This window comes from Streptomyces sp. NPDC048504, assembly GCF_043200035.1.
In the GTDB taxonomy this organism is placed as follows: domain Bacteria; phylum Actinomycetota; class Actinomycetes; order Streptomycetales; family Streptomycetaceae; genus Streptomyces.
Window position 1 is genome coordinate 1 of the sequence record NZ_JBICXA010000010.1, and the last position, 19407, is coordinate 19407.

Annotated in this window: 18 protein-coding genes; 13 read left to right on the top strand and 5 right to left on the bottom strand. The window is 71.6% G+C overall.

Features of this window, described 5'->3' with window-relative positions:
* Positions 1–148 precede the first annotated feature (148 nt).
* The 3 genes from ACGFY9_RS24670 to ACGFY9_RS24680 all read right to left on the bottom strand — a co-directional run bounded on the left by ACGFY9_RS24670 (position 149) and on the right by ACGFY9_RS24680 (position 2819).
* Complete coding sequence (locus ACGFY9_RS24670; RefSeq protein ID WP_352177549.1) at positions 149–319, bottom strand: hydrophobic protein; 171 nt, start codon at positions 317–319, stop codon at positions 149–151.
* A gap of 43 nt (positions 320–362) precedes the next feature.
* Positions 363–1184: a class I SAM-dependent methyltransferase gene (locus ACGFY9_RS24675; RefSeq protein WP_393757443.1), complete on the bottom strand. Its 822-nt coding sequence runs from the start codon at positions 1182–1184 to the stop codon at positions 363–365.
* An 81-nt stretch (positions 1185–1265) separates the two neighbouring features.
* Positions 1266–2819, bottom strand: a complete 1554-nt coding sequence (locus ACGFY9_RS24680; protein ID WP_393757445.1) for a bifunctional phosphatase PAP2/diacylglycerol kinase family protein — start codon at positions 2817–2819, stop codon at positions 1266–1268.
* 132 nt (positions 2820–2951) lie between these two features.
* On the opposite strand from ACGFY9_RS24680, the gene ACGFY9_RS24685 reads away from it, so the two are divergent.
* The 7 genes from ACGFY9_RS24685 to ACGFY9_RS24715 all read left to right on the top strand — a co-directional run bounded on the left by ACGFY9_RS24685 (position 2952) and on the right by ACGFY9_RS24715 (position 9746).
* Positions 2952–3623: a histidine phosphatase family protein gene (locus ACGFY9_RS24685; RefSeq protein WP_393757447.1), complete on the top strand. Its 672-nt coding sequence runs from the start codon at positions 2952–2954 to the stop codon at positions 3621–3623.
* A 99-nt stretch (positions 3624–3722) separates the two neighbouring features.
* Positions 3723–5342, top strand: coding sequence for an ABC-F family ATP-binding cassette domain-containing protein (locus ACGFY9_RS24690; protein WP_393757449.1), 1620 nt, complete (start codon positions 3723–3725; stop codon positions 5340–5342).
* 31 nt (positions 5343–5373) lie between these two features.
* Positions 5374–5646 carry a DUF6158 family protein gene (locus ACGFY9_RS24695; RefSeq protein ID WP_393757451.1) on the top strand — a complete coding sequence of 91 codons (273 nt, stop codon included), beginning with the start codon at positions 5374–5376 and terminating at the stop codon, positions 5644–5646.
* Between the two features lie 144 nt (positions 5647–5790).
* Positions 5791–6609: an RNA polymerase sigma factor SigF gene (locus ACGFY9_RS24700; RefSeq protein ID WP_393757453.1), complete on the top strand. Its 819-nt coding sequence runs from the start codon at positions 5791–5793 to the stop codon at positions 6607–6609.
* Positions 6610–6796: 187 nt separating this feature from the next.
* Complete coding sequence (locus ACGFY9_RS24705) at positions 6797–7393, top strand: hypothetical protein (RefSeq protein ID WP_393757455.1); 597 nt, start codon at positions 6797–6799, stop codon at positions 7391–7393.
* 53 nt (positions 7394–7446) lie between these two features.
* On the top strand, positions 7447–8694 hold the full coding sequence (locus ACGFY9_RS24710; RefSeq protein ID WP_393757457.1) for an aminotransferase class I/II-fold pyridoxal phosphate-dependent enzyme: 1248 nt from the start codon (positions 7447–7449) through the stop codon (positions 8692–8694).
* The gene (locus ACGFY9_RS24715) at positions 8691–9746 is read left to right on the top strand and encodes an MBL fold metallo-hydrolase (RefSeq protein WP_393757459.1); all 1056 of its coding nucleotides are present in this window, start codon (positions 8691–8693) and stop codon (positions 9744–9746) included. The genes ACGFY9_RS24710 and ACGFY9_RS24715 overlap by 4 nt, the downstream gene beginning before the upstream one ends.
* Positions 9747–9838: 92 nt before the next feature.
* On the opposite strand, the gene ACGFY9_RS24720 is transcribed toward ACGFY9_RS24715, so the two are convergent.
* Entirely contained in the window at positions 9839–10459 is a 621-nt protein-coding gene (locus ACGFY9_RS24720; protein ID WP_393757461.1) for a DedA family protein, read from the bottom strand.
* Positions 10456–11229: an MBL fold metallo-hydrolase gene (locus tag ACGFY9_RS24725; protein ID WP_393757463.1), complete on the bottom strand. Its 774-nt coding sequence runs from the start codon at positions 11227–11229 to the stop codon at positions 10456–10458. The genes ACGFY9_RS24720 and ACGFY9_RS24725 overlap by 4 nt, the downstream gene beginning before the upstream one ends.
* 85 nt (positions 11230–11314) lie before the next feature.
* Between ACGFY9_RS24725 and ACGFY9_RS24730 the strand changes: the two genes are divergently transcribed.
* The 6 genes from ACGFY9_RS24730 (at position 11315) to dnaK (ending at position 19350) form a co-directional block, all read left to right on the top strand.
* Positions 11315–11746, top strand: coding sequence for a hypothetical protein (locus ACGFY9_RS24730; RefSeq protein WP_393757465.1), 432 nt, complete (start codon positions 11315–11317; stop codon positions 11744–11746).
* Between the two features lie 94 nt (positions 11747–11840).
* On the top strand, positions 11841–13916 hold the full coding sequence (locus ACGFY9_RS24735) for an alkaline phosphatase family protein (RefSeq protein WP_393757467.1): 2076 nt from the start codon (positions 11841–11843) through the stop codon (positions 13914–13916).
* A gap of 79 nt (positions 13917–13995) precedes the next feature.
* Positions 13996–15057: an ATP-binding protein gene (locus ACGFY9_RS24740; protein ID WP_393757469.1), complete on the top strand. Its 1062-nt coding sequence runs from the start codon at positions 13996–13998 to the stop codon at positions 15055–15057.
* Positions 15054–16871, top strand: coding sequence for a hypothetical protein (locus ACGFY9_RS24745; RefSeq protein ID WP_393757471.1), 1818 nt, complete (start codon positions 15054–15056; stop codon positions 16869–16871). Before ACGFY9_RS24740 ends, ACGFY9_RS24745 begins: the two co-directional genes overlap by 4 nt.
* Before the next feature lie 53 nt (positions 16872–16924).
* Positions 16925–17350 carry an OsmC family peroxiredoxin gene (locus tag ACGFY9_RS24750; RefSeq protein ID WP_033279332.1) on the top strand — a complete coding sequence of 142 codons (426 nt, stop codon included), beginning with the start codon at positions 16925–16927 and terminating at the stop codon, positions 17348–17350.
* Between the two features lie 116 nt (positions 17351–17466).
* A complete protein-coding gene (dnaK, locus tag ACGFY9_RS24755) occupies positions 17467–19350 on the top strand; it encodes a molecular chaperone DnaK (RefSeq protein WP_393757473.1) in 1884 nt (627 codons plus the stop codon).
* Positions 19351–19407: the final 57 nt, after the last annotated feature.

The following is a 19407-nucleotide window of genomic DNA, read 5'->3' on the forward strand; positions in this document are numbered from 1 at the left end:
CCCGCCGCGGCGAGCCCCGGGGGCGGGGGGGGCGGGGTGGGGCCGCCGCCTCTCCGCCCCACACCCCCCACCCCCCCGGGCCCCGGCCCCCCCCCCCCGCCCGGCGGCCCCGGGCCCCGATCTCTGTGTAGTTCTGGGGACGGGCCCGCTACCAGCGGTACCAGCGTCCCCTGCCGCCGCCCGCCGAGGTGCCGCGCACCAGGAAGCCGAGCAGCCACACGGCGAGCACGATCAGCGCCACCCACCAGAGGATCTTCACTGCGAAGCCGGCACCGAACAGGATCAGCGCCAGCAGAAGGACGATCAGGATCGGAACCATAGTGTGTAACCTCCTGACCGCCGAGTGCCCCCGATCAGGCGGATCAGACGTCCTTGCGGCCGAGGATCTCCCCGTGCAGCACGGCGAACCAGCCGTCCTCCTGCTTCCCCCACTCCCGCCACGCCTCCGCTACGGCGGCCAGCTCCTCGGTGGTCGCATGGCCGCCCTCGGTGGCGACCCCGGCGTACGAGGACGCGACGGTACGGTCCGCCCACAGGCCGCTCCACCAGGCCCGCTCGTCCGGAGTGTGGAACGTCCAGGTGCTGGATGTGGCCGTGACGTCCGTCAGGCCCGCCCGCAGTGCCCATGATTTGAGACGGCGTCCGGCATCCGGCTCGCCGCCGTTGGCGCGGGCCACCCGGCGGTACAGGTCCAGCCAGTCGTCCAGGCCCGGTACCAGCGGGTACCAGGTCATCACCGCGTAGTCCCCGTCGCGGGCGGCGATGAACCCGCCGGGCTTGGTCACCCGGATCATCTCCCGCAGCGCCTGCACCGGGTCGCCCACGTGCTGGAGCACCTGATGGGCGTGGACCACGCAGAACGTGTCGTCCGGATAGTCCAGCGCGTGGACGTCGGCGACCGCGAAGTCGACGTTGGTCAGGCCGCGTTGGGCCGCGGTGGCCCGGGCCTGGTCCAGGATGCCCGGCGCATGGTCGACGCCGGTGACATGGCCGTCGGGGACCAGCGCCGCCAGGTCGGCGGTGATGGTGCCCGGACCGCAGCCGATGTCCAGGATCCTCATGTGCGGCTTGAGCGAACCGAGCAGGTAGGCCGCGGAGTTGGCGGCGGTCCGCTGGGTGTGCGAACGGAGCACGGACTCGTGGTGCCCGTGTGTGTAGACGGCGGTCTCCTGCGGCTTCGGCATGGCTCTACCTACCCCTTCGCGGCGGCTTCTTCGTCGTATCCACGAAGGTACGCGCGCATGCCGAATAATGAGACCCGCGTTTTACGATATGGACTGACGGGTGATCAGGGGCTCCATCAGCGGCCGGTACACCGTCAGTGCCTCGGGCATCTCCTCCAGCATCAACTCGCCCTTGACGTCCGTGACTTCGCCGTCGTACGCAAGCAGCGTGCCGGGGGCCAGGCCGCTCAGGCGCAGGCGGTGCACCTGGGCCGCCGCGTGGGCGGGGTGGGGGTACCTCCCGCTCGAGCGAAGCCGAGAGTGGGGGAGGGGGAACGGGCCCGCGAGCGCTGCCGCGAGCAGGCGCAGGGCGGGCCTGCGGCCGCCGTGCACGATCCGGATGTCGAGACGCCCGTCCGCCAGGTCGACGCGGCGGCCGGAGGCGACCCCCTTGCGGTGATAGGTGCCGTTGCCGGCGAACAGCATCCACAACGGGCGGGTACGGCCGCCCAGTTCGGCCTCCAGCGGATGCCGGTCCGCGCGCAGCACCCACAGCGCCGCGAGCACGCCCGCGGGCCGGCCGCCGATCCGGGGCGCCCAGCGCTCCCGCTCCCGCACCAGCTCCGGATAGACGCCCAGGCTCAGGGTGTTGAGGAAGATGCCCCGGGTGGCGCCGGACCTGAACCGGCCCACGTCCACGCGTACGGCGTCACCCTGCCTGATCGCCTTGCTCAGGTCGCGAGGGCCCTCCACGCCGAGGTCGTAGGCGAAGTGGTTGAGGGTGCCGCCCGGGAGGACCGCGAGGGGCAGGCCGTGGCGCAGGGCGACCGCGGCCGCCGCGTTGGCCGTGCCGTCGCCGCCGCACACCCCGAGGACCCGGGCGCGGATCGCCGCCTTCTCCAACTCGGCGTGTATGTCGGCTGGTTGGCAGGCGACGACCTCCGCGCCGGGCAGGAAGTCCGTCAGCGCGTCCGCCCGGTCCGCGCTGCCCGAGACCGAGTTGACCACCATGACCAGGCCCTCCCCGTCCGGCAGCGCCGGCACCTCGGCGCGCACACGGGCCGGCGGCACGAACTGCCCGCGGGTCGGCACCATGCCGCGCACCGCGAACGCCGCGCACGCCCCCAGGGCGGCGCCCGCCAGCACGTCGCTCGGGAAGTGGACACCGGTGTAGACGCGGGACATGGCGACCGAGAACGCGATCGGCGCCACGACCGCGCCCCAGGCCGGGGACTCCAGGGCCACACCCGTCGCGAAGGCCGCCGCCGACGCCGCGTGACCGGACGGGAACGAGGTGGTGATCGGCTGCCGCTTCAGCTGCCGGCCCAGCGGAACCGGGTCCAGGACGGGCCGGGGGCGGCGCACGGTCCGCTTGCCGATCGTGTTGATCGCGAGGGAGGCCAGGGACAGGGAGGCGATGCCCCGGGCGGCGGCCCGGCGGGCGCGCGGAGTACGGCTGGCGGCCACCGCGGCGGCCGTGGCGAACCACAGCACGCCGTGATTGGCACTCCGGCTCAGCCGCGGCAGCACGGGCTCACCGGCGGGCCAGTTCCGCTCGGCGGCCACCTCGAAGAGACGGCTGTCCACGGAGATCAGCCACTGGCGCAGGGCGTGGCGGCCGGGGAGGGGGACCGTGAGGTCGACGTCAGGGCTCATGCGGTGCCGGGTACCCTGAAATGGCCGTTTGCTGCCCGGCGGACCGTCGGCGGAACGTTTCCACCGCCGTCCACCGTCGGCGGACCGCTTCGTTCCGACCGTCGGCGGACCGTTCCATCGGAGGACCCCCGCATGCGCCTGATCCTCATCCGCCACGGCCAGACCACGGCCAACGTGGACTTTCGCCTCGACACGGCCATACCCGGCGCGGAGCTGACCGACCTGGGTCGCCGCCAGGCCGCCGCCCTCCCCGAAGCGCTCGCCGACGAGGACATCGAGGCCCTCTACGCCTCCACCCTGATCCGCACCCAGCACACCGCGGCCCCGCTGGCCGCCGCCCGCGGCCTCGACGTACGCGTCCGCGACGGCATCCGGGAGCTCACCGCCGGTGACCTGGAGATGCTGCCCGGCGACACCGAGCCCGGGCACGAGTACATGCGGATCGTGTTCGCGTGGGCCGCCGGTGACACGGAGCTGCGGATGCCGGGCGGTGAGAGCGGCACCGAGGCCCTCGCCCGCTATGACGGCGTGATCGCGGAGGCCGCCGACAGCGGCGCCCGCACCGTCGCGATGATCAGCCACGGCGCCGCGATCCGGATGTGGACGTCCGCCCGCGCCGACAACATCGACGTGGCCTTCGCCGCCGCCCGCCCCCTCGACAACACCGGCATCGTCATCCTGGACGGCTCCCCGGCCGACGGCTGGAAGGCCCTGTCCTGGGAGGGCGCCCTGGTCGAGACACCGGGACCGGACACGGACGGCGGCCCGACGGGACAGCCGCTCGACGAGGACCAGAAGCCCTAGGCCAGGTCCTGGCGAAGCTCCGGGCCAGGTCTGGCGAGGCCCTGACGGGCACAATAAGGGTTTGCCCGGCCGCGAGGCCGCCCCACAGAATGCGTGGTCATGGGACATCTGGAAGCCGCACACCTCGAGTACTACCTCCCCGACGGGAGGCCGCTGCTCGGCGATGTGTCCTTCCGGGTCGGCGAAGGCGCCGTGGTCGCCCTGGTCGGGCCCAACGGCGCCGGCAAGACGACCCTCCTGCGGCTGATCTCCGGCGAGCTGAAACCGCACGGCGGCACGGTCACCGTGAGCGGCGGCCTGGGCGTGATGCGCCAGTTCGTGGGCTCCGTACGCGACGAGACGACCGTACGGGATCTGCTGGTGTCGGTCGCCCCGCCCCGCATCCGCGAGGTCGCCGCCGAGGTCGACAAGGCCGAGCACGGCATCATGACCGTCGACGACGAGGCGGCCCAACTCGCCTACGCGCAGGCCCTGTCCGACTGGGCCGAGGTGCACGGCTACGAGTTCGAGACCCTCTGGGACATGTGCACGATGGCCGCGCTCGGAGTGCCGTACGACAAGGCGCAGTTCCGGCAGGTGAGCACGCTCTCCGGCGGTGAGCAGAAGCGGCTCGTGCTGGAGGCGCTGCTGCGCGGCAGCGAAGAAGTGCTGCTGCTCGACGAGCCCGACAACTACCTTGACGTGCCCGGAAAGCGGTGGCTTGAGGAGCGGCTCAAGGAGACCCGCAAGACGGTCCTGTTCGTCTCCCACGACCGTGAACTCCTCGCCCGCGCCGCCGAGAAGATCGTCTCCGTGGAGCCCTCGCCCACCGGCGCCGACGCCTGGGTGCACGGCGCCGGCTTCGCCACCTACCACGAGGCCCGACGCGAACGCTTCGCCCGCTTCGAGGAGTTGCGCCGCCGCTGGGACGAGAAGCACGCCCAGCTGAAGAAGCTCGTCCTGAACCTCCGTCAGGCGGCCTCCATCAGCCACGAGTTGGCGTCCCGCTACGCCGCAGCCCAGACCCGCCTGCGCAAGTTCGAGGAGGCGGGACCGCCCCCTGAGCCCCCGCGCGAGCAGGACATCACCATGCGCATCAAGGGCGGCCGCACCGGCGTAAGGGCCGTCACCTGCAAGGGACTTGAGCTGACGGGGTTGATGAACCCCTTCGACCTGGAGGTCTTCTACGGCGAACGCGTCGCCGTCCTCGGTTCCAACGGCTCGGGCAAGTCGCACTTCCTGCGGCTCCTCGCCGGCGAGGAGGTGAAGCACACGGGGGAGTGGAAGCTCGGCGCGCGCGTCGTGCCCGGCCACTTCGCGCAGACCCACGCCCATCCCGAACTCCAGGGCCGTACCCTCCTCGACATCCTGTGGAAGGAGCACGCACAGGCCCAGGGGCCCGCGATGTCCCGGCTGCGGCGCTACGAGCTGACCGGCCAGGCCGAGCAGAGCTTCGACCGGCTGTCCGGGGGGCAGCAGGCGCGTTTCCAGATCCTGCTGCTGGAACTCCAGGGCGTGACGGCTCTCCTCCTCGACGAGCCGACCGACAACCTCGACCTGGAATCCGCCGAGGCGCTGCAGGAAGGTCTGGAGGCATTCGATGGCACGGTGCTCTCCGTCACGCACGACCGGTGGTTCGCCCGGTCCTTCGACCGGTATCTGGTCTTCGGCAGCGACGGCAAGGTCCGGGAGACGACAGAGCCCGTGTGGGACGAGCGGCGGGTGGAGCGGGCGCGATAGTTCCGCTCAGTGCGGAGGCCGCGGGGCCCGAATGTTCGTAGAGTGGACTCAGGACCGTGAGACTCGACGAGCGGGGCACACCATGACCGGAGTCGACCCTGCGCGCCTGGACGATGCTCAGCTCATGAAGGAGCTGGAGACCATCCACCGCACGCGCCACGACACCCTGCTGTACGGCTCGAACGACGCGCTGCGCGCCCACAACGCCCGTATGGCCGGACTGGAGGGCGAGTATCTGCGCCGCCATCCGCGTCGCCTCGTGGCCCCTGGCCGTACCCGGCAGGGGGCGCGCGAGCGGGACTGAGCGGTGGGTGTCTGTGCCTTGAGATGGTGTGTGTTTGTGCCTTGAGGTCGGGGGCAGGCGAACTTTCAGCGCTGGATCGCAAACGCGTTCCCACCGACGGTGACCGTCCAACCCGGAGCATGCTCAAGGGAGTTGTGACGCACCATGCCTACTCGGACCAATCGGCCTGCTCGCACGAGCACGCGCACGAAACGCCATTCCCATCATGACGCCCCCGACACCGCGGAGGCGTTCCGCACGCTGGCCGCGCTGCCTCCCGGTCCGCAGCGCGACACCGTCCGCGAACGCATCGTCGAGGCGTGGCTGCCCATGGCCGACCGGCTCGCGGGCCGGTTCCGCAACCGGGGTGAGAGCACCGAGGACTTACGCCAGGTCGCCGCCCTCGGGCTGGTGAAGGCCGTCGACCGGTACGACCCCGAGCGCGGGAACGCGTTCGAGAGCTATGCCGTGCCGACGATCACCGGGGAGATCAAACGGCACTTCCGGGACCACATGTGGACGTTGCATGTGCCTCGGCGGGTGCAGGATCTGCGGAACCGGGTGCGGGTTGCCGGGCAGGAGCTTGCCCAGACCGTGCCGGGGCGGGGGCCCACCGTGGCGGAGATCGCCGCGCACGCGTGTCTCTCCGAGGAGGAGGTGTGGGTGGGGCTTGAGGCGTTGGAGAGTTTCAGTGCGTTGTCGCTGGACGCGGTTGCCCCCGGCGGTTCGGACGGGTATTCGCTGAGCGATGTTCTCGGGACTGCTGATCCGGCGTTGGATGTCGTCGTTGACCGGGAGGCCGTGAAGCCTCGGCTTGCCGCGTTGCCTCAGAGGGATCGGGAGATTCTGTATCTGCGGTTCTTCGGGGACATGACGCAGAGCCGAATTGCTGAGCGGTTCGGGATTTCGCAGATGCATGTGTCCCGGTTGATCAGGCGGTGTTGTCTTCGGATCCGGCAGCAGGTTCTCGAGGATGCGGCTTAGACGTCGGGTGCGAGCTCGTCGTGGCTGGTCGCGCCCACGCGGCGGAGCCGCAAATCGACACAGCCCCGCGCCCCTAAAAGCTGCAGCCGGCCTGGGTTTCACCCCAATGGGGCCTGGCCGCGCGCGGCTCTCTTCCGGCCGGGCTTCGATGGTGTTGCCGTCGTCCTCGGTCTAAGGAGACCCGCTCATGCGTCGCATCGCCCTTGCTCTGGCCGTTGTCGGCCTTGTCGGTGCCGCCGGGCCCGCTCTGGCCGCTGATCCGGGGGCCGAGGTCAGTCCGAGCAGTGTGCGGGCGGGCGGGAGTGTCACCGTTTCCGTCACCTGCGAGGCCGTTGGGGGGACCGTGGCCGAGACCATCGACGCCACGTCCCAGGGGTTCGACGACGGGACCGTCCAGCTGCAACGTGTGCCCGGCAACGACGACCGGGCTGCCGGAGCCGCCTACCGTGGGACCGCGCGGATCTCCGCGGACGGGGTCGAGCGGGACTCCGCGTGGACCGTCGACGGGACCTGTCCCGCGCCGCCCGGCGGACAGGGGAGGCCCTGGAGCGCGACCTTCAGCATCGAGCGCGGCGGCGGGCAGCCGCCTTGTCAGGAGCCCCGGGGGGATGCCTGTGGTGATGTGCGTGGCGATGTGCCCGCCGCGGTTCAGCGTGGGGTGCAGGCCGGGGAAGGCGGGACCTTCACCGACTCCGTTCCGGCTCTGGTCGCCGGTGGTGTACTGATCGCGGGCGCCTTCGGTGGCGCCGTGTACCGGCTGCGCAGGCGGACGCCGGGGCACTGAGCGCGCGAGCGGGACACGGCACGGCACTGCACGAGGGACTGCGCGGAGGCACGATGCGGCAGGCGGACGCGGTGGGCCAGGGGCCCGTCCGGTATGGGCCGGTGTTTCCCGATGACGGGCTTCCTGTGCTGCCGGATCTGGCCGCCGTGCTCGCCGTCGCCGCGTCCCGTACCGAGGAACAGCCGGTGGGCGGAGCTCCCGTACTGCTGGACGCCGCTTGCGGCTACTTCGAACGCCGGGGTCTGCCCGCCGAACCCGCCCGCGTGGCCGCCGCCCCGGGTGCCCCCGCGCTGCTGGTCGCGCTGACCGCCGCACTCGGCGGTGACGTCCTGGTGCCCAGACCCTGCGCCGCCTGGTGGGCGCCGTACGCGCGCCTGCTGGGCAGATCCGTGTTCCATGTGGGCACCCCGGCCGAGTGCGGCGGGGTGCCCGATCCGTACGCCCTGCTGGAGACCGTGCGCCGGGTCCGGGACGAGGGCGGTGATCCGCGGCTACTCGTCCTCTCGGTGGCCGACGACCCGACCGCCACCGTGGCGCCGCCCGAGGTCATGCACGAGACCGTCGAGGCCGCCGCGGCCGAGGGCCTGCACCTGGTCAGCGACGAGACCTGGCGCGACACCCTGCACGCACCCCGCACCACCATGCTGCTCAGCCCCGCCGAGATGCTGCCCGACAAGGTCACCGTCGTCACCGACCTGGCCGGCGCGCTGCTGCCGTCCGGCTGGCCGGCCGCTGTCGCCCGCTTCCCCGCGGGCCGCGCCGGGCAGGCGCTACGCGCGCGCGTGCTCGACGTCCTCACCGCACTCGGCGCCCGCGTCGCCGCACCGGTCGCCGCCGCGGCCGGCCACGCCCTCGGCGAACCCCCGCCCGTCCTCGCCCGCCGCGACACCGCCGTACGCCTGCACGCGCGCGTGGCCGCCGCTGCGCACGCCGCCGTCACCGGGGCGGGCGCGTTCTCCCGGCCGCCGCAGGCGGGACGTCATCTGTACGTCGATCTCGGGCCGTTGCGCCACGCGCTCACCCCGCAGGGGGTGGGCGACGCGCAGGATCTGGAGGAGTTCCTCACCGCCCGGCTCGGCATGCCCGCGCCGGGCGGCCACCGGTTCGGCGACGACCTGGGCGCGCTGCGCGTCCGGCTGTCCACCGGACCGCTGCTGGGCCGAACCGATGCGGAACGCGCGGAATGCCTCACGTCACCCTTGCCGTTGGAACTGCCACACGTGCAACGCGCGTTGATGTCCTTGAGGTCGATCTTCGACGATCTCCGCGACGACGCTCAGCGATGGGAGCCTCCTCGATGACGCAGCAGTCCGAGTCGACCACCGACAGCGGTACGGCCATGCGGGAAACGGCCGTCCCGACGACCCCGTTCACCCCCTCGTCCCCGCCGCTCGCCGAACCCCGCCCCCTCGGCGAGCGGCGCGTGTGGCCCCGCGCTTTCCACGACCGCCTCACCGCCCCGCTCCCCGGCCTCAACGCCTACGCCCGCTTCGCCCGCGAGGGTTCCGTACGACCCCGGCCCGAGGGACTCGCCGACATCCCCCAACTCCCGTTCGCCCCCGAGCCGTTGCCCCAGGTGGACGCCTTGACCGTCGCCGTCACCTGGGCGGGACACGCCAGTTGGGTGATCCGCATCGGCGGCCTGACCATCCTCACCGACCCGGTCTGGTCCCGCCGCATCCTCGGCACCCCGGCCCGCATCACCCCCGTAGGCGTCGCCTGGGAAGCACTCCCGCCCATCGACGCCGTAGTCATCAGCCACAACCACTACGACCACCTCGACGCCCCCACCTTGCGCCGACTCCCGCGCCACACCCCGGTGTTCGCCCCCGCCGGCCTCGGCAGCTGGTTCCGGCGCCGCAGATTCACCCACGTCACCGAGCTCGACTGGTGGGAAGCGGCCCAACTCGACGACGTCCGCCTCGACTTCGTCCCCGCCCACCACTGGTCCAAGCGCAGCCTCACCGACACCTGCCGCTCCCTGTGGGGCGGTTGGGTCCTGACAGCCCCCGACGGCCGGCGCGTCTACTTCGCCGGCGACACGGGCTACGGCCACTGGTTCTCCCGAATCGGCCACCGCTACCCGGGAATCGACCTGGCCCTCCTCCCCATCGGCGCGTACGACCCCCGCTGGTGGCTGCGCGACGTCCACTGCGACCCGGAGGAGGCGGTTCGGGCGCTGCAGGATCTGGGGGCGCGACGAATGGCTCCGATGCACTGGGGCACGTTCGTCCTGTCGGCGGAACCAGTCCTGGAGCCGCTGACGCGGGTGCGGGCGGCCTGGGACCAAGCGGGCCTGGCGAGGCAGGACCTGTGGGACCTACCGGTGGGAGCTTCAAGAGTGCTGAACTAGATGCCCTTTTTAGGGGCGCGGGGCTGTGTCGATTTGCGGCTCCGCCGCGGGGCGCGACCAGCCACATACGACCCGCACCCCGCAACGCAACATCAACTGGCAGCCCGAACCCGCTTCCAAACAGTCGGCGCCACACTGATCACCACAGTCAACGCAACGGCCGCCACCACACCCTCCCAAGGCTCGGGAAACAGCGAGCCACCAAGGATGCCGATCAGCTGGTACGTCACCGCCCACGCCAGACACGCGGGCGCATTCCCCCGGGCGAACCGGCGGATCGGCCACTCCGCCATCAGACAGGCCAACATCACCGGAATCCGGCCGGCCGGCACCAGCCGAGACAGCACCAAGACCGTCACCCCATGATCGGCCAACTTCTCCTGCGCCTGAGCGAGCCGCTCCTCCGGCGCCCGCGCACGGATCGCCTCCAACCACCGCGACCCGTTCTTCGACCTCATCCCCCGCCGCCCCAGCCAGTACAGCGCGACATCCCCGAGGAACGCGGCCAGCGAGGCGGTAACAAAGACCAGCGCCAACGCGAACGGCGCCGTCTGGTGAAAGGCGACCACAGCCGCCGAACTCACCAGCGCGCCGGTCGGAATCACCGGTACCAGCGCCCCGAACAGCACCAGCAGGAACAACGACGGGTAACCGATGGCCTGTTGAGCGGATTCGGGCGATGTCGTGGCTGTAGCGGCCGCGATCCAGCTCACCGGGCGACCTCCGGCCGCACGTTCTCCCCGTGCGCGAGCCGGTGCACCGAGACCGAGGGCGCGAGTTGGGCGGCGATCCGTACGAACTCGTCGCCGGGCGTGTGGAATTCGTGCGGGCGCACCGCGTCCATCCCGATCGGCCAGTACGTGCCGTAGTGCACCGGCACCGCGCTGCGCGGCGAGAGCCGGGCGAGGGCCTGGGCCGCGCGGCCCGCGTCGAGATGTCCCTCGCCGAGATACGGGCCCCAGCCGCCCACCGGCAGCAGCGCCACGTCGACCGGCCCGACCTCCTTGGCCATGTCGTCGAACAGTCCGGTGTCCCCGGCGAAGTAGGTGCGCGCCTCGCCCTCGACGACGTAGCCCAGCGCGGGGGAGCGGTGCGGTCCGACCGGCAGCCGGCGTCCGTCGTGCCGTGCGGGGACGGCCCGTACGACCAGGTCACCGATCATGGTCTGGTCGCCGGGGGACACTTCGTCGATCCGCAGCTGCCGGAGCCGGCGCAGTCCGGGTACCGCGCGGAGTGCGCCCCGGGGCACGAGCAGGCGCGTGCCCGGGGCGAGAGTGGCGAGCGAGGGGAGGTGCAGGTGGTCGGCGTGGAGGTGGGAGACGAGCGCCAGGTCCGCGCGCCGGGCCTCGGGCGGCGGCACCGCGCCCCGGCGGCGCCGTAGGTGTGCGAGGCGGCGCGCGAACAGGGGGTCGGTGAGGACGCGTACGTCCGAGTCCTCGATCGTGCAGGTGGCGTGACCCCACCAGGTGATCTCCACCGGCACCTTCTTTGCCTCCTTCGCGCGACTCCCCCGAAGCCTACGGGCAGGAGTAGGGTCGGCGGCGAAACCCGGAGGTGAGGGGGACACCATGGGACAGGTACGCGGTGCCTTGGGTATGCCTTCGCGGCTGCGGGTCACGGCGATCGCCAGCCTGACGCCGCTGGAGGAGCTGGACGACGACCCCTTCCTGGTCGACTCCCGCAGCCAGCACGCGATGTGCGCCCGCTGGGCCGCCGACCACGGCTATGTGATCGCCCGCGAACTCCTCGTACGAGGACTGCGCCCCGACCACTGTGCCCTGTGGGACGGCGTCCGCCCCGGCCTCGATCTGTTCGTGGCCCCCAGTCGCCGGGTCCTGGAGAGCGCGCTGTCCTCCGTCGAGGAGTTCACCGACGAGTGCGCGCGACGCGGGGTGCGGATCGAGACGGTCGGCCGCGCGGAACCCTGCTACGACGCCCAGATGAAGGCCAGCGTGCACCGACGGCTGTCCATGCCGACGGCGGGCTACGACGGCCGGTAGCTGTTCCGCCGGCTCCGGGGTCCCCGCGTCCCGTATGACAGGCTGGGGACAGGTCCGCCAGGTCGTCGGGCCAGGGACGTGAGGTGTACGGGGCGTGGGTGGAGCGCGTTGGCGGCGGCTCGCCAGTCAGGCCGGGCGGAGCATCGCGGTGTGGGCGGTCTCCACGGTCACCATGCTGGTGCTCGCCGGGATCCTGCCGGATTTCAAGCTCCAGTCGGCGGACGGCGACAGCGCGACCCGGATCGGTGTCACGGCCGCGTTCGGCGCCGGCGCCTTCGGTCTGCTGTCGGCCCTGGTGTGGCCGCTGCTGGTACGGCTGTTGCTGCTGGTGCCCGCGCTCGTCCTCGGTCTCCTCGTCTTCGTGCTCAACGGGTCGCTGCTGCTGATCGCCCTGCGCATCAACCCGGACGGCGGGCTGCGCGGCCAGGTCGCCCCCGAGACCGCCGTCGTCGTGGCCGCCGTGATGTCCGCCGTCGCCTCCGCCACCGGCGGTGCCCTCGCCGTGCGCGACGACGACGCCTACCGCCGCCGCCTCTACCGCCTCGCCGACCGCCGCCGCAGAGCCATGCCCCCCGGCCCCTCCTCGCCCGGCACCGTCTTCCTGCAGCTCGACGGCGTCGGCCACGACGTGCTGCTCGCGGCCGTGGCCAAGGGGCTGATGCCGACCGTCGCGAAGCTCCTCGGCGGCGACCGCCCCAGCCACCGCCTCACCCCCTGGCGCACCGACTGGTCCAGTCAGACGGGCGCCAGCCAGCTCGGCATCCTGCACGGCTCCAACCACGACATCCCCGCGTTCCGCTGGTACGAGAAGGACACCGGCGAGGTGATGGTCTGCAACCGCCCGACCAGCGCGGCCGAACTCCAGCGCCGGGCCGTCGAGTTCACCGGCGACGGCGGTCTCCTCACGCTCGACGGCGCCAGCCGCGGCAACCTGTTCAGCGGCGGCGCCGACGAACAGGCCCTCGTCCTGTCCATCGCCATCCGCCGCCGCGGCCGCGAGAACCGTTCCCGCGCGGGCTACTTCGCCTACTTCTCCGACCCGGCCAACGCCGTCCGCACCGCGATGTCCTTCGTCGCCGAGGTCGGCCGCGAGATCGGCCAGTCGACCCGCAGCCGCCTCACCAAGCAGCGCCCCCGGATCAAGCGCGGCGGCCTCTACCCCCTCGTCCGCGCCTTCGCGACCGTCGTCGAACGGGACGTCGTCGTCGCCGCAGTCACGGGCGACATGCTCGCGGGCCGCACCGCCCTCTACGCCGACCTCGTGGCCTACGACGAGGTCGCCCACCACTCCGGACCGCACAGCCGCGACGCCGCCAAGGTCCTCCAACGCCTGGACCGTTCCATCGCGTTGATCGAGAACGTCGCCGAGCACGCCCCGCGCCCGTACCGCATCGTCGTCCTCTCCGACCACGGCCAGAGCCCCGGCGAGACCTTCCAGGGCCGCTACGGCCTCACCCTCGGCGACCTGGTCCGCGCGGGCTGCGGGCTGCCCGTGCCGCGCCGCGCCCGGCGCACCCACAGCGGTGCCGAGGCCCGCGCCGCCGTCCGTGCGGCGCTGCGCCGGCCGGTCGAGGAGAAGGACGGGCAGCACCGCCACCCCGGCCGCCGCTCGGAGCCGATCGTGCTGGCCTCCGGCAACCTCGGCCTGGTCTCCTTCCCGGACGTGCCGCACCGCATGACCAAGGAGGAGATCGACGCCCGGCATCCGGCGCTGCTGACGACCCTCGCCAACCATCCCGGTGTCGGCTTCGTCCTCGTGCGCAGCGAGGAGCACGGAGGGGTCGTGCTGGGGGCGCACGGCGCCGAACTTCCGGTGGCCGAACTCGACGACAAACAGGGCCCGTTGGCGGACTTCGGCTCCGGCGTCGCGGACGCCGTCCGGCGCACCCACTCCTTCCCGCACACCGCCGACATCATGGTCAACTCCTGGTACGACCCCGCAGAGGGTGAAGTCCTCGCCTTCGAGGAGCAGATCGGCTCCCACGGCGGCCTCGGCGGCGCCCAGGCCAAGCCGTTCCTGCTGTCGCCGCACACCTTCTCCGCACCGGTCGACGACGGCGAGGACCTCGTCGGCGCGGAGCAGGTCCACCGGGTTCTGCGGCGGTGGCTGCGTGAGTGCGACGGGCCCCAAGTGCCGCTGACGGACGAGCAGTCGGAACGCGCCGCCTGAAAATGAGCTGCGGTGGACCGGCCGCGAGCACACACTGTTCGAGTCTCCCCACCTCGGATCTCCTTCAGGAGCTGCTGCTTTGCAGGCTGCCGTCACTGTCACTCCGGCTCGTATCCCCGAGCTTCTCCTCGGTCTCGCGACCGTGCGGCCCGTGTTCATCTGGGGTGCGCCCGGCATCGGAAAGTCGTCCCTGGTAAGGGAGTTCGCCGAGTCGCTGGGCCTTGAGTGCGTCAGCCTGCTCGGTACGCAGCTCGCGCCCGAGGACCTGATCGGTGTGCCGCAGATCCGGGACGGGCGGTCGGTGTTCTGTCCGCCGGAGGCGATCGCGCGGGACGAGCCCTACTGCCTGTTCCTCGACGAACTCAACGCGGCCACACCGGATGTGCAGAAGGCGTTCTACTCGCTGATCCTGGACCGCCGTATCGGGAACTACGAACTCCCCAAGGGGTCCATCGTGATCGGCGCCGGCAACCGGGCGACCGACAACGCGCTGGCCCGGCCGATCTCGTCCGCGCTGATCAACCGGCTCACCCATGTCCACCTTGAGGCGTCGCCGAAGGACTGGCTCAACTGGGCCGCCGCCAACGGGATTCACCCGTGGATCCTGGACCACCTCACCGACCGGCCCGACCACCTGTGGTCCAAGCCGCCGAAGACCGAGGAAGCCTTCTCCACGCCCCGGTCCTGGCACATGCTCTCCGACGCGCTGGGCTCCTTCGGGCCCGACCTCGACGAGGACACCCTGAAGGTCATCGCGCACGGCACGCTGACCCCGGCGCACGCGGTCGCGTTCTGCGGGTACGTCAAGATCGTGCGCAGCCGGTTCGGCATCGAGGCGATCATCAAGGGCGACGCCGGCTGGCCGCACCGCCCCGAGGACCGTGACCTGCTGTACTACCTCGCCGAGTCGTTCCGGGGCCGGCTGGTCAAGGAACTCCCGGTCAGCAAGGAGCACTTGTCGGCGAACGGACTGCAGACCGCGTACCGCGCCAAGTCGCTGCTCGTGCAGCTCGCCGAGATCTCCGTGGAGGTCGCGCAGAGCGTCATCGCCCCGGACACCGACGGCAATCCGCTGCTGCCCGCCTGGTTCCTGGTCGAGGCCGCCCGGGACATGCCCCGGTTGGTCGAGGCCCGGCAGTGAGCCGCACGCAACGGAGCAAAGGGGGCAAGGGGAAGCCGAAGAAGAAGGACCTCGCCGCCGAGGCCTTCGAGGAGGGGCTGCGCCTCGTGCGGGCCAACCGCGCGCTCGCCGCCATCGGGTTCAGCATCTGCCGCCGGGACGACTGCCACCACACGCCCGACTCCGGTCTGGTGCGCGTCGATTCCAACGGTGTGCTGCACGTCCACCCCACCCGCCGGGCCGAACCCGCCGCGTGGGCCTGGGCGATCGCGCACTGCATCATCCACCTGGGCTTCGGCCATGTCCCGGCCGCGCCGAAGCTCCGCGACCAGCCCGACGGACCCGCGCTCGCGGCGCGTTGCGCCGTCGTCAACCGCTTCCTGCTCGGCTTCCCCATCGGGGTCACCCCCGAGGACCTGCCCGCCTCCTACCCGGGCGGCGACGAGGAGCAACTCGCCGCGCGCTGGCGCCGCGACGGCATCCCGCCCCTCTACGAGCGCTGCGGTACGGCGGGCGGCGATCCGGACCAGCTGCTCGTGCCGTGGGACACCTGGCAGGGCGGCAGCGCCCCGGACTGGCAGCTCAACTTCGCGAACGCCCTCACCCGCACCGTGGCCATGGCGATGGACGTGGCGGGCGGCCGGCGCGCCTCGATGCGCGGCGGACCCACCCGACTCCAGCCCTGGGAACGGGCGTTGAGCTGGTTCGTCTCCTCCTACCCGCTCCTCGGCGGTATCGCGGCCGGCATCACCCTCGTCGCCGACGCCGAACTCGCCCGCGCCCACGGCATCTCCGTCGCCGCCGTCGACACCGGCGCGGCCGAGATCTACGTCAACCCGCTGCGCCAACTCGACGACGAGGAATGGCGGTTCGTCCTCGCCCACGAGATGCTGCACGCCGCCCTGCGGCACGGCGACCGCTGCGGTGTCCGCGACCCGTTCCTCTTCAACATCGCCGCCGACTACGTCATCAACGGCTGGCTGTGCGAGATGGACGTCGGCCGGATGCCCGAAGGGCTGCTGCACGACCCGGAGTTGAAGGACCTCTCCGCCGAGGAGGTCTACGACCGGATCGCCGGCGACCTGCGCCGGATGCGCCGCCTGGCCACCCTGCGCGGCAAGGGCGTCGGCGACATCCTCGGCGGCCCGCTCGGCAGCCCGCGCGACTACGTGGACCTCGACGAGTTCTACCGGCGCGGCCTCGCCCACGGCCTCGACCTGCACCAGCAGTACGAACGCGGCTTCCTGCCCGGCGGGTTGGTCGAGGAGATCCGCGCCCTGAGTCATCCGCCGCTGCCGTGGGACGCCCAACTCGCCCGCTGGTTCGACGAGTTCGTGCCACGCCCCGAGCCCGTCCGGTCGTACGCTCGCCCCTCGCGCCGTCAGTCCTCCACGCCCGACATCCCGCGCGCGGGCCACTGGTTCCCGCCCGAGGAGATCGCCCGCTGCACCTTCGGTGTCGTCCTCGACACCTCCGGCTCCATGGACCGCGGCCTCCTCGGCAAGGCACTGGGCGCGATCGCGTCGTACGCCGAGGCCCGTGACGTACCGGCCGCCCGGGTCGTGTTCTGCGACGCGGCCCCGCACGACGCGGGCTATGTGTCGGTCACCGACATCGCGGGCCGGGTCCGGGTGCACGGGCGCGGCGGTACGGTCCTGCAGCCCGGGATCGACCTGCTGCACCGCGCGGACGACTTCCCGCGGGGCGCGCCGATCCTGATCATCACGGACGGCTGGTGCGACGTGCTGCGGGTGCGGCGCGAACACGCCTATCTCCTACCGCGGGATGCTCGCCTGCCGTTCACCGCACGTGGGCCGGTCTTCCGCGTGCGCTGAGGCGGAATGTGATCGGATGGACCCGAACGACATCCGCGTCGAAAGGAATCATCGTGGCAACCACGCGCACCGCACACACCGTCTGGGAAGGCGAACTCATCAAGGGCAGCGGCGAGGTCACCTTCGACTCGTCAGGCATCGGTGTGCAGCCGGTGACGTGGGCGTCGCGCGCCGAGCAGGCCAACGGCAGGACCAGCCCCGAAGAGCTGATCGCCGCCGCCCACTCCAGCTGCTTCTCCATGGCGCTCTCCCACGGCCTGACCGGCGCGGGCACCCCGCCCACCCGCCTGGAGACCAAGGCCGACGTCACCTTCCAGCCCGGCGAGGGCATCACCGGCATCCACCTCACCGTCCGCGGCGAGGTCCCCGGCCTGGACGAGGCCGGCTTCGCCGCCGCCGCCGAGGACGCCAAGAAGAACTGCCCGGTCAGCCAGGCCCTCGCGGGGACGACGATCACGCTGACGGTGGAATCCGCCTGACCCCCGCTTCCCCTCCCGCCTCGATGCCGCGCCCGGAAAAACGGGTGCGGCATTGACATTCCCGCACTCAAGTTCTCAGCTGGAGATCGGGCAGCGCCTGGCGGAAGGGGACGGCGATGGGACGTGCGGTCGGGATCGATCTGGGGACCACGAACTCGGTGGTCGCGGTGCTGGAGGGCGGCGAGGCCACGGTGGTGGCCAACGCCGAGGGGGCGAGGACCACACCCTCGGTCGTGGCCTTCGCCAAGAACGGCGAGGTGCTCGTCGGCGAGGTCGCCAAACGGCAGGCCGTGACGAACATCGAGCGCACCGCGCGCTCGGTGAAACGGCATATGGGCGATACGAGTTGGCGATTCCCGGACACGGGCGCCATCGACGGAACGCGGTACCGCGCCCAGGAGTTGTCCGCGCGCGTGCTGCAGAAACTGAAGCGGGACGCGGAGGCCTATCTCGGCGAGGACGTCACGGACGCCGTGATCACCGTCCCCGCCTACTTCGACGACTCCCAGCGCCAGGCCACCAAGGAGGCCGGCGAGATCGCGGGCCTCAAGGTGCTGCGGATCATCAACGAACCGACGGCCGCCGCGCTCGCCTACGGCCTGGACCGGGGCGAGGAGCAGACCGTGCTGGTCTTCGACCTCGGCGGCGGCACCTTCGACGTGTCGTTGCTGGAGATCGGCGACGGCGTCATCGAGGTCAAGGCAACCAACGGCGACACCCATCTCGGCGGCGACGACTGGGACCAGCGGGTCGTCGACCACCTCGTCAAGAAGTTCCAGGGGCAGTACGGCATCGACCTCGGCAAGGACAAGATGGCGCTCCAACGCCTGCGCGAGGGCGCGGAGAAGGCGAAGATCGAGCTGTCCTCGTCCTCCGAGACGACGATCAACCTGCCCTACATCACGGCCTCCGCCGAAGGCCCGCTGCACCTCGACGAGAAGCTGACCCGCGCCGGGTTCCAGGAACTCACCGCCGACCTCTTGGACCGCTGCAAGAACCCCTTCCACCAGGCGGTCAAGGACGCGGGCATCAAGCTGTCCGCGGTCGACCACGTGATCCTCGTCGGCGGCTCGACCCGGATGCCCGCCGTCACCGACCTCGTCAAGGAACTCACCGGCAAGGACCCGCACAAGGGCGTCAACCCCGACGAGGTCGTGGCGCTCGGCGCAGCCCTCCAGGCCGGGGTCATCCGCGGCGACGTGAAGGACGTCCTCCTCCTCGATGTCACCCCGCTGTCCCTGGGCATCGAGACCAAGGGCGGCATCATGACGACGCTCATCGAGCGCAACACGACCATCCCGACCCGGCGTTCGGAGATCTTCACCACCGCCACCGACAACCAGCCCTCCGTCGGCATCCAGGTCTACCAAGGTGAGCGTGAAATCGCCGCGTACAACAAGAAGTTGGGCGTCTTCGACCTCACCGGCCTGCCGCCCTCCCCGCGCGGGGTGCCGCAGATCGAGGTCGCCTTCGACATCGACGCGAACGGCATCATGCACGTCTCGGCGAAGGACCTGGCGACCGGCCGCGAACAGAAGATGACCGTCACCGGCGGATCCGCCCTGGCCAAGGACGACATCGACCGGATGACGCGGGAGGCCGAGCAGTACGCGGACGAGGACCGCAAGCGCCGCGAGGCGGCCGAGACCCGCAACCAGGCCGAGCAACTCGTCTACCAGACCGAGAAGTTCGTCCACGAGAACGAGGAACGCGTACCGGCCGACATCAGGTCCGAGGTCGAGGCGGCGGCCGCGGAGGTGAAGTCGCTGCTGGAACACAACGCCGATACGGCCGAGTTGCGCACCGGCGTCGAGAAACTCGCCACCGTCAGCCAGCGGATGGGGCAGGCGATGTACGCGCAGGCGGCGCAGCAGGCACCCACGGAACAGGCGGAGAGCGCCGAGGAGCCCGACTCCCCGCGGCAGCACGACGAGGAGGAAGGTGTCGTCGACGCGGAGATCGTCGACGACGAACGGGACATGAAGGGCGGAGCGGCGTAGAGGTTCCCTGGGTACGTGGTTCGTTGGGTGCGGGCCGGTGGGGGCTGGTCGCGCCCA